6 protein-coding genes are annotated in these 8,716 nt (G+C 36.4%); 3 read left to right on the top strand and 3 right to left on the bottom strand.

Annotated elements, in window-relative coordinates; translation table 11 throughout:
- Nucleotides 1-144: 144 nt before the first annotated feature.
- The 3 genes from HMPREF1208_RS00230 to HMPREF1208_RS00220 all read right to left on the bottom strand — a co-directional run bounded on the left by HMPREF1208_RS00230 (nt 145) and on the right by HMPREF1208_RS00220 (nt 4,227).
- Nucleotides 145-1,227 (bottom strand): branched-chain amino acid aminotransferase, encoded by a 1,083-nt coding sequence (locus HMPREF1208_RS00230; RefSeq protein WP_016424313.1) that lies wholly within the window; start codon nt 1,225-1,227, stop codon nt 145-147.
- 363 nt (nt 1,228-1,590) lie between these two features.
- Complete coding sequence (locus HMPREF1208_RS00225) at nt 1,591-2,550, bottom strand: NAD-dependent epimerase/dehydratase family protein (protein ID WP_037559178.1); 960 nt, start codon at nt 2,548-2,550, stop codon at nt 1,591-1,593.
- Between the two features lie 489 nt (nt 2,551-3,039).
- The gene (locus HMPREF1208_RS00220) at nt 3,040-4,227 is read right to left on the bottom strand and encodes a glycine C-acetyltransferase (protein ID WP_016424311.1); all 1,188 of its coding nucleotides are present in this window, start codon (nt 4,225-4,227) and stop codon (nt 3,040-3,042) included.
- A gap of 109 nt (nt 4,228-4,336) precedes the next feature.
- Here HMPREF1208_RS00220 and HMPREF1208_RS00215 point away from each other — a divergent pair, with 109 nt between their 5' ends.
- The 3 genes from HMPREF1208_RS00215 (at nt 4,337) to budA (ending at nt 8,419) form a co-directional block, all read left to right on the top strand.
- Nucleotides 4,337-5,503 (top strand): M20 family metallopeptidase, encoded by a 1,167-nt coding sequence (locus tag HMPREF1208_RS00215; protein ID WP_016424310.1) that lies wholly within the window; start codon nt 4,337-4,339, stop codon nt 5,501-5,503.
- A 515-nt stretch (nt 5,504-6,018) separates the two neighbouring features.
- Nucleotides 6,019-7,683, top strand: a complete 1,665-nt coding sequence (gene alsS / locus HMPREF1208_RS00210; protein WP_016424309.1) for an acetolactate synthase AlsS — start codon at nt 6,019-6,021, stop codon at nt 7,681-7,683.
- 31 nt (nt 7,684-7,714) lie between these two features.
- Nucleotides 7,715-8,419: an acetolactate decarboxylase gene (budA, locus tag HMPREF1208_RS00205; protein WP_016424308.1), complete on the top strand. Its 705-nt coding sequence runs from the start codon at nt 7,715-7,717 to the stop codon at nt 8,417-8,419.
- Nucleotides 8,420-8,716: the final 297 nt, after the last annotated feature.

The raw sequence follows: 8,716 nt of genomic DNA, 5'->3' as shown, positions 1-8,716 counted from the left end.
AAGAAGCAATCGGAAGTTTGCGACTTAATTATTATAGACACATAACCACCATATAAAGTGTACAGCCAAAATAAAAAGCGTCCAAAATTGAACAACGCAATTTTGACGCTTTCTTTTTTCAAATTTAACAATGATCCAGATGTCTTATCTTTCGTAATGTGGTACAACTACACGCCATCCTTTAGGATCGTCTAATTTTCCACTTTGAATACCTGTGTAGTGATCATAAAGTTCTTGTGTAATAGGGCCTGTTTGATTATCATTAATTACAATCTGTTGATCTTTAAATTGTAATGTTCCTACAGGTGAGATAACTGCTGCTGTGCCGGTACCGAACACTTCTTGTAAAGCGCCTTCTTTATGAAGATCAAATAATTCATCAATCGAAATACGACGCTCTTCGACTTCATATCCTAATGTTTGTGCCAATTCAAGCACCGTTTTTCTCGTAATCCCTGGTAAAATACTACCGTTTAATTGTGGCGTAACCACTTTGCCATTAATGACAAAAAAGATGTTCATACTTCCTACTTCTTCAACATACTTTTGTTCTACACCATCTAACCATAGCACTTGATCAAAACCGAGTTCATTTGCATTTGCTTGGGCAAGTAAACTTGCAGCGTAGTTTCCTGCTACTTTCGCGAATCCAACGCCTCCACGCACAGCACGTACGTATTCATCTTCAACATAAATTTTAGTTGGGCGTAATGAATCACCGCCATAATATGAACCCGATGGTGATAAAATAATTAACAAGCGATATTCGTGGGACGGGTGAACACCTAACACACCTTCTGTCGCAAATACAGTCGGTCGAATGTAAAGAGACTGACCTTCTCCATCTGGTACCCAATCACGATCAATATCTACGAGCTGTTTTAATCCTTCTAACAATAATGCTTCGTCAATTTCCGGCATTTTTAAACGTGCCAACGACTGATTGATACGTTTAAAGTTTTCCTCAGGTCTAAACAAAACAACCTCGCCGTTATGTTTGTATGCTTTTAACCCTTCAAATACTGATTGGCCATAGTGAATACTCTGTGCTGACGGTGAAAGTTCAATTGGACCATAAGGAATAATCTTTAAATCGTGCCATCCTTTTTCTAATGAGTACTCAAAGCTTAACATGTAATCAGTGAAGACTTCACCGAAAGTAAGCGATGCATTGTCGGGCTTTTCTTTGAGTGATTTTCTGGCATCAAGTTTAATGAGTTCTGACATGATTATTCCTCCTAAATATGTAAATGTAATATATGCATTATAACAATGACAGTCATACAATTCAATGAGAATTCTGAAAATTAAAACAACTTATAGATTTTATTTTAATTTTTGTGAGATATTTCTGCCATTTCAAAAAGATAGCGCTATTTCGATTAACCTATACGAAACAACTATATTATCATCTATCTTACTTTCTAACTGATTGAACTTCAATTGATTTGATATATGCGTCGGCCCTCATATTGTTGTTAAATCCTGAAATGACACGATAACAAGTAAAAAACAGTAAAGTTATTGAAATGCTGAATTTCCTTCAGCCACATACTTTTCAACAACTTTACTGCTTTATTTCATATTTATTTAGGCTTTATGACTTTCTTTTTCGCGAATACCTTCTAACATACGTGTGGTCATCGCTTCTAAATCATATTTAGGGTTAAAGCCCCATTCGCCACGTGCACAACTCGTATCAATATTATCTGGCCAACTTTCAGCAATATCTTGACGTACAGGATCTACATTATAATCTAACGTAAATTCAGGCATATGCTCTTGAATTGCTGCCTTTACCATTTCTGGTTCTATACTCATTGCACTTAAGTTATATGCATTACGATGAATCAGTTTACCGCCGTCCGCTTCCATTAATTGAATAATCGCTTGTATCGCATCATCCATAAACATCATATCCATATATGTGTTTTTATCAATGTAGCTTGTGTACTTACCTTCTCGAACCGCTTGGAAATAAATATCAACGGCATAATCCGTTGTACCGCCACCGGGCTCTTTAACATAAGAAATCAAACCAAGGAAACGAACACTGCGCGTATCCACACCAAATTTAGTAAAATAGTAATCGCACAATAATTCCCCAGAAACTTTATTTACACCGTACATCGTATTTGGTCTTTGAATTGTAACTTGTGGTGTATTTTTCTTAGGTGTGTTGGGTCCAAATGCACCGATAGAACTTGGGGTGAAAAATTGTAAGTTTAAGTGACGCGCTGTTTCTAACGCATTTACAAGTCCACCCATATTCAAATTCCATGCCAATAAAGGCTTTTGTTCAGCAGTTGCAGACAATAGCGCAGCCATATGCATCAAAGTGTCAGGCTTAAATGATTCTGCAATTTGCATCATTTTATCTGCATCTGTCACATCTAATATTTCAAAAGGACCTTCCGCAACTATAGAACCTGCTTCTGGCTCACGAATATCAGTAGCAAGCACATTTTCAGTCCCATAAACTTCACGGCATTTTGCGACAAGCTCCGTCCCAATTTGTCCTAACGCACCGGTAACCATAATTCTTTTCATAACGTCATCCATCTCCATTCTGTGTTTCTCCTGAGGACACATGTGTTTTATGTACAATCATTTTCTGTAAAATATAGTACAATTATAACATTTAAGCGTTTTCTTGTATATGCATGATATACATAGAAATACACATTGATTTCAAATTCTAACTTTATCGTAATTTTAAATATCAAAGATACCTTAATGCTAAATCGGTTTGAGCTATAAGCATATTTTAAGCTAAAGATAAAGTTATAGACAAATAAAGGAAATCACCCACTAGATTTGTATTCGTTTATAACCATTTTTACGCAAATGCAGTTATCTTTACCAAGGTTTCACAACAAAATTAATTCTCTATCCTGATACGATAGACGCATAAATCAAAAAAGGGCAAGGTAAAATCATTACACTGCTATGTTAAGTGTACACCTTGCTCTTTAAAGATGACTCGAAATATTGCCCTTTACTAGCTCAAATAACGAATCTTAATATATAATTTTTAAGTTAAATGACTTCTAATTCTTTACCCACACGTTCATACACTGCTAATGCTTCATCTAACATTTCTTTTGTGTGTGCAGCTGTTGGCATATTACGTACACGTCCTGTACCACGTGGCACAGTTGGGAATACGATAGACTTAACATAAATGCCTTCATCCATTAAACGTTTACTAAATTGTTGTGTTTTCTTTTCGTCTCCAATAATTACAGGCGTAATCGGTGTTTCAGATTTGCCTGTATTAAATCCTAAACGGTTAAGACCTTCTTTTAAGTAATGCGCATTGTCCCATAGGCGATCATGAAGTTCAGTGGATGCCATTAATTTATTGACCGCTTCAGTAATAGCTTTTGTATCCCCAGGTGCCAATGAAGTAGAGAATAAGAACGGACGTGATTGTACTTTCAACCAGTCAATTAATTTTTGTGAGCCCGCAACATAGCCACCCACAACACCAATTGCTTTAGATAATGTTCCGATTTGGAAATCAACTTTGTCTTGTAAGCCGAAATGTTTAACTGTACCTGCACCTTTACCCATCACACCTGAACCGTGTGCATCATCCACGTAAACCATGATACCGTATTCTTCACAAATTTCGACAATTTCAGGTAATTTAGCAACATCACCATCCATACTGAAAACACCGTCAGTAATGTACATCACTTTATTGTATTGTCCAGATTCTACAGCTTCTTTTGCTTTTTGACGTAAATCATCCATATCTGAATGGTTAACACGAATAATTTTCGCTTTTGATAAACGGCAGCCATCAATAATTGAGGCATGGTTTAATTCATCAGAAAGAATAGCATCGTTTTTATTCATAACCGCTGAAATCGCAGCCATATTACAATTGAAACCTGATTGGTAAGCAATTGCCGCTTCTGTACCTTTAAATTTCGCCAAAGTCGCTTCAAGTTCATCATGTAAATCTAATGTACCATTAATAGTACGTACTGCCCCTGCACCTACACCATGAGAATCAATGGCACTTTTAGCTGCCTTTTTCAAATCTTCGTTTGTTGCTAAGCCTAAATAGTTATTTGAAGAAAGGTTAATGTATTTTTTGCCATTAATTTTAATTTCAGGACCGTTTGCACCTTCAATTGTATCAATTTCATTATAAAGACCATTATCTTTTAAATAACTAATATTTTCTTCAAGAAAGTCATTTAACTTTTGTACCATGGTTAAGTTCCCCTTTCAATTTTCATACACTTTAATCATAACGTATTTTGTACAAACTTAAAAGCAAGTGTATAATAAATGAAATAACTGCGAGTAAGGAGGGAGCATCGTGACTGATCGGTTCCAATTGGCTTATGAAAAAGAACAGGATATGATTGAAACACGCCGTTACCTTCATCAATATCCCGAATTGTCTTTTCAAGAAAAACATACCCATGATTATATTGTAGAGCGTCTCCAAAAATTAAACTTTCAAATTGATGCGCATGTAGGACAAAACGGTATATTAGCGCGTATATCAGGCGAAGAGCCCGGTCCTACAATTGCTTTGCGTGCTGATTTCGATGCACTACCTATCGAAGATTTAAAAGACGTCCCTTATCGTTCTAAAGTACCAGGTGTTATGCATGCCTGTGGTCATGATGGCCATACGTCTATATTATTAACCGTTGCGGAACTATTACACGCGCATCAATCGGAGTTAAAAGGAACGGTCGTTCTGATATTTCAATATGGCGAGGAATTAACACCGGGCGGCGCTCAAGAAATGATTGCAGACAATGCATTAATGGGCGTCGATAAAATCTATGGTAACCATTTGTGGACAGGCTACCCTACCGGCACGATTCATACACGACCCGGGCCTATGATGGCACAGCCAGATGAATTTCATATTACGCTCTTTGGTAAAGGTGGTCATGGCGCGAAACCTCATGAAACCATCGACCCCATCGTTATTTTGGCAGAATTCATTTTAAGTGCTCAAAAAATCGTCTCAAGAACGATAGACCCCGTCAAACAAGCAGTACTCTCTTTCGGTAAGATTGAAGCAGGAAACGCCGATAGCGTTATTCCTGATACGGCCACTTGCCAAGGCATTGTTCGAACTTTTGATTCTGAAGTTCAAACACACATCTATCATAAAATGGATAAGCTGCTTCAAGGACTCGCATTAGCAAACGATATCACTTATTCATTTGATTATATTAAAGGTTATTTACCTGTCTATAATCATGAAGCATCAGCAGAAACCGTTAAAAAGGCAGCCAATGCATTGAACTTTCGATACCATGACTCTGATCTCATGATGGTTGGAGAAGATTTCTCTTTTTATTTAAAAGCCAGACCCGGTGCTTTTTTCTTTACGGGTTGCGGTAACCCACAAAAAGAAACCGATTGGCCCCATCATAGTCCACACTTTGATATTGATGAAAGTGCGATGAAGTACGCCGTAAGTACATTCATGAAAATATTAGAACTTGAAGGCAACTTTTAGTTAAAGTTTCAAGTTGAGAGTATAAGCAATATAGAAAATCTTTTTGATAATGTTGTTACTTCTCAAACAACTAATCCAGGTGCACTATCGTACATTAATGGACAATTTCATATTTATAATGAGTTAGAAAGAAGAGGACAGTAATGATTTGATTGTCCTCTTTTTTACGTTTTATTCCCTCGTTAAAATGAACTTACTTTTATATCAAACTCCCTTTTACTTCATTTATTATTCTATATTTTTATTGTTGAAAAATTGATATTATCCAATAGCCAAAATTCATGTAACCGCTTAATACAAGTCATATCAACGACTTAATAAATTGATATTTTTAAAGTAACTATTTTCATCTAAATAATAAAAACATTGTTTTTGATTAAATTAGTTTTGTGTTCTAGACTTAAAATAGGCGTAAGTCATATGAGTGATCTATTTGATGCCTTGCTTATATATTTTAGGTATGAATCGTTCACTGATACTGACTTATCTTACATGATAAGGAAGGAATTGATAACATGACTCATCAAAACTATTCAGCTGCAGATATGGTGATTGATACTTTAAAACATCACGGTATTGACTATGTATTTGGTATACCGGGTGCAAAAATAGATTTTCTTTTTAATGCATTAAAAGATGATGGCCCTGAACTCATTGTTACGCGTCATGAGCAAAATGCTGCCATGATTGCTCAAGGAATTGGCCGATTAACTGGAAAGCCAGGGGTTGCCCTTGTAACAAGTGGACCAGGGGTGAGCAATCTTACTACTGGCCTTCTCACTGCAACTTCTGAAGGTGACCCTGTGCTTGCTATTGGTGGACAAGTTAAGCGTAATGACTTACTTCGTTTAACCCATCAAAGTGTGGACAATGCATCATTATTGAGATCTTCTACAAAATTCAGTGCGGAAGTTCAAGATCCTGAATCATTATCAGAAGTGATGACAAATGCGATTCGAGAAGCAACTTCTGGAAAAAATGGTGCAAGTTTTATCAGTATTCCACAAGACGTTATTAGTGCGCCAGTTCAAACAGAAGCAATCGCTGTTCCTCAAAAACCAAAATTAGGTGTTCCTGCAGAGGAAGACATTAAAAATATTGTCGAAGATTTAAAATCTGCACAATCACCTGTATTATTAGTGGGAATGCGTAGTTCTAGTGAAGCTGAGACACATGCGATTCGTCAACTTGTTGAAAAATCAAAATTACCTGTTGTTGAAACATTCCAAGGTGCAGGTGTCATTAGTCGTGAATTGGAGTCACACTTCTTTGGAAGAATAGGTTTATTTAGAAACCAAGTGGGTGATGAGCTTCTTAGAAAAAGTGATTTAGTTATCACAATTGGTTATGACCCAATTGAGTATGAAGCAAGTAACTGGAATAAAGAATTAGAGACTGAAATTATCAATATTGATGAAGTTCCTGCAGAAATCACAAACCATATGCAACCTAAAGCTGAATTGATTGGTAATATATCAGAAACAATTCAACTTATTTCTGAACATATTGATCATCCGATCTTAGACGAAGAAAAGTTACAAAAGCTCGATTCACTTAGAGATAATATATCTGAAGCAACAGGGATTAAAGCAACACATGTTGAAGGTGTCCTTCACCCTATCGAAATTATCGATGCGATGCAAAAAACAATTAGTGACGATTCAACAGTGACTGTCGATGTAGGAAGTCATTATATTTGGATGGCTAGAAAATTTAGAAGCTATAAACCACGTCATTTATTGTTCAGTAATGGGATGCAAACATTAGGTGTCGCTTTACCTTGGGCAATTGCTGCTGCACTCGTTAGACCTCATGAACGTGTAATCTCAGTTGCTGGAGATGGTGGCTTCCTATTTTCTGGTCAAGAACTTGAAACAGCAGTTCGTAAAAACCTTAATATTACACAATTGATTTGGAATGACGGACGTTATAATATGGTTGAATTCCAAGAGGAAATGAAATATCAACGTTCTGCAGGTGTTGAATTCGGGGAAGTTGACTTTGTCAAATACGCAGAGTCATTCGGAGCAAAAGGCGTTCGCGTCACTACACCAGCAGAATTAGAGCAAGCAATTAAAGAAAGTTATACGACAGAAGGACCTGTTTTAATTGATATTCCGGTCAATTATGCCGATAACATAAAATTATCAACAAATGTACTACCCGATGCATTAAATTAAACAGAAAAGAAAGCAAAGGAGTAATTCGAGTATGGCACACACATTATATCAACACGGTACTTTAGGTACGTTAATGGCGGGATTATTAGAAGGCACTATGAGTGTAAAAGAAGTACTGGAACATGGTGATTCTGGACTTGCAACATTAACAGGATCCGACGGTGAAGTGATTTTTCTAAATGGAGAAGCTTATCATGCAAATGAACATAAAGAGTTCGTTAAATTAAAAGGCGATGAAATGACGCCTTATGCAACAATTACACGCTTTTCTGCTGATGAAACTTACCAAACAGAAAATAAATCTTCTGAAGACGTGTTAGAAGAAGTGAAAACGCATATGCTAAGTGCAAATATGTTTTCATCTGTAAGAATTACAGGAACATTTAAAAAAATGCATGTGCGTATGATGCCTGGCCAAGAGCCACCTTATACACGTTTAATCAATTCTGCGCGTAGACAGCCAGAACAAACAGAAGAAAATATTCAAGGAACGCTTATTGGCTTTTTTACACCTGAACTCTTTCATGGGATAGGTTCTGGAGGATTTCATATCCATTTTGCTGATGATGCCCGTCAGTTTGGTGGACATGTCCTCGATTTTGAAGTCGACCATGTTACAGTTGAAATTCAAAACTTCGAAAATTTTGAGCAACATTTCCCAGTTCATAATCGTACATTTACAGAAACTGAAATAGATTATAACGACATTGCTGATGAAATTAGAGAAGCTGAATAAACCCTAAAAGTGGCTTATTCATTTAAATCTAATTAACCATAGAAGACGAGACTGAGCATTGTATTTAAACAGTATGTTGCTCGATCTTCGTCATCCTTACTTAAAGAGGGGATGAAATATCATCATATTCATATGTGCTCACTCGCGCTAGGCTTGGGAGACTGTTAGTGATTGAATATGATACCCCTCTTTTTTATAAATGATTAAAAGTTATATGCACTGTTTTTTGTAATCTATTTTAAGCCAATTACAAATGATTAAGGAGGCAGACTTCAACGTCTTGCCTTCTTATTTTTT

Origin of the sequence: Staphylococcus sp. HGB0015, assembly GCF_000411275.1 — a bacterium.
Lineage (GTDB): Bacteria > Bacillota > Bacilli > Staphylococcales > Staphylococcaceae > Staphylococcus > Staphylococcus schleiferi.
This window is presented reverse-complemented; position numbering and strand designations above follow the sequence as displayed.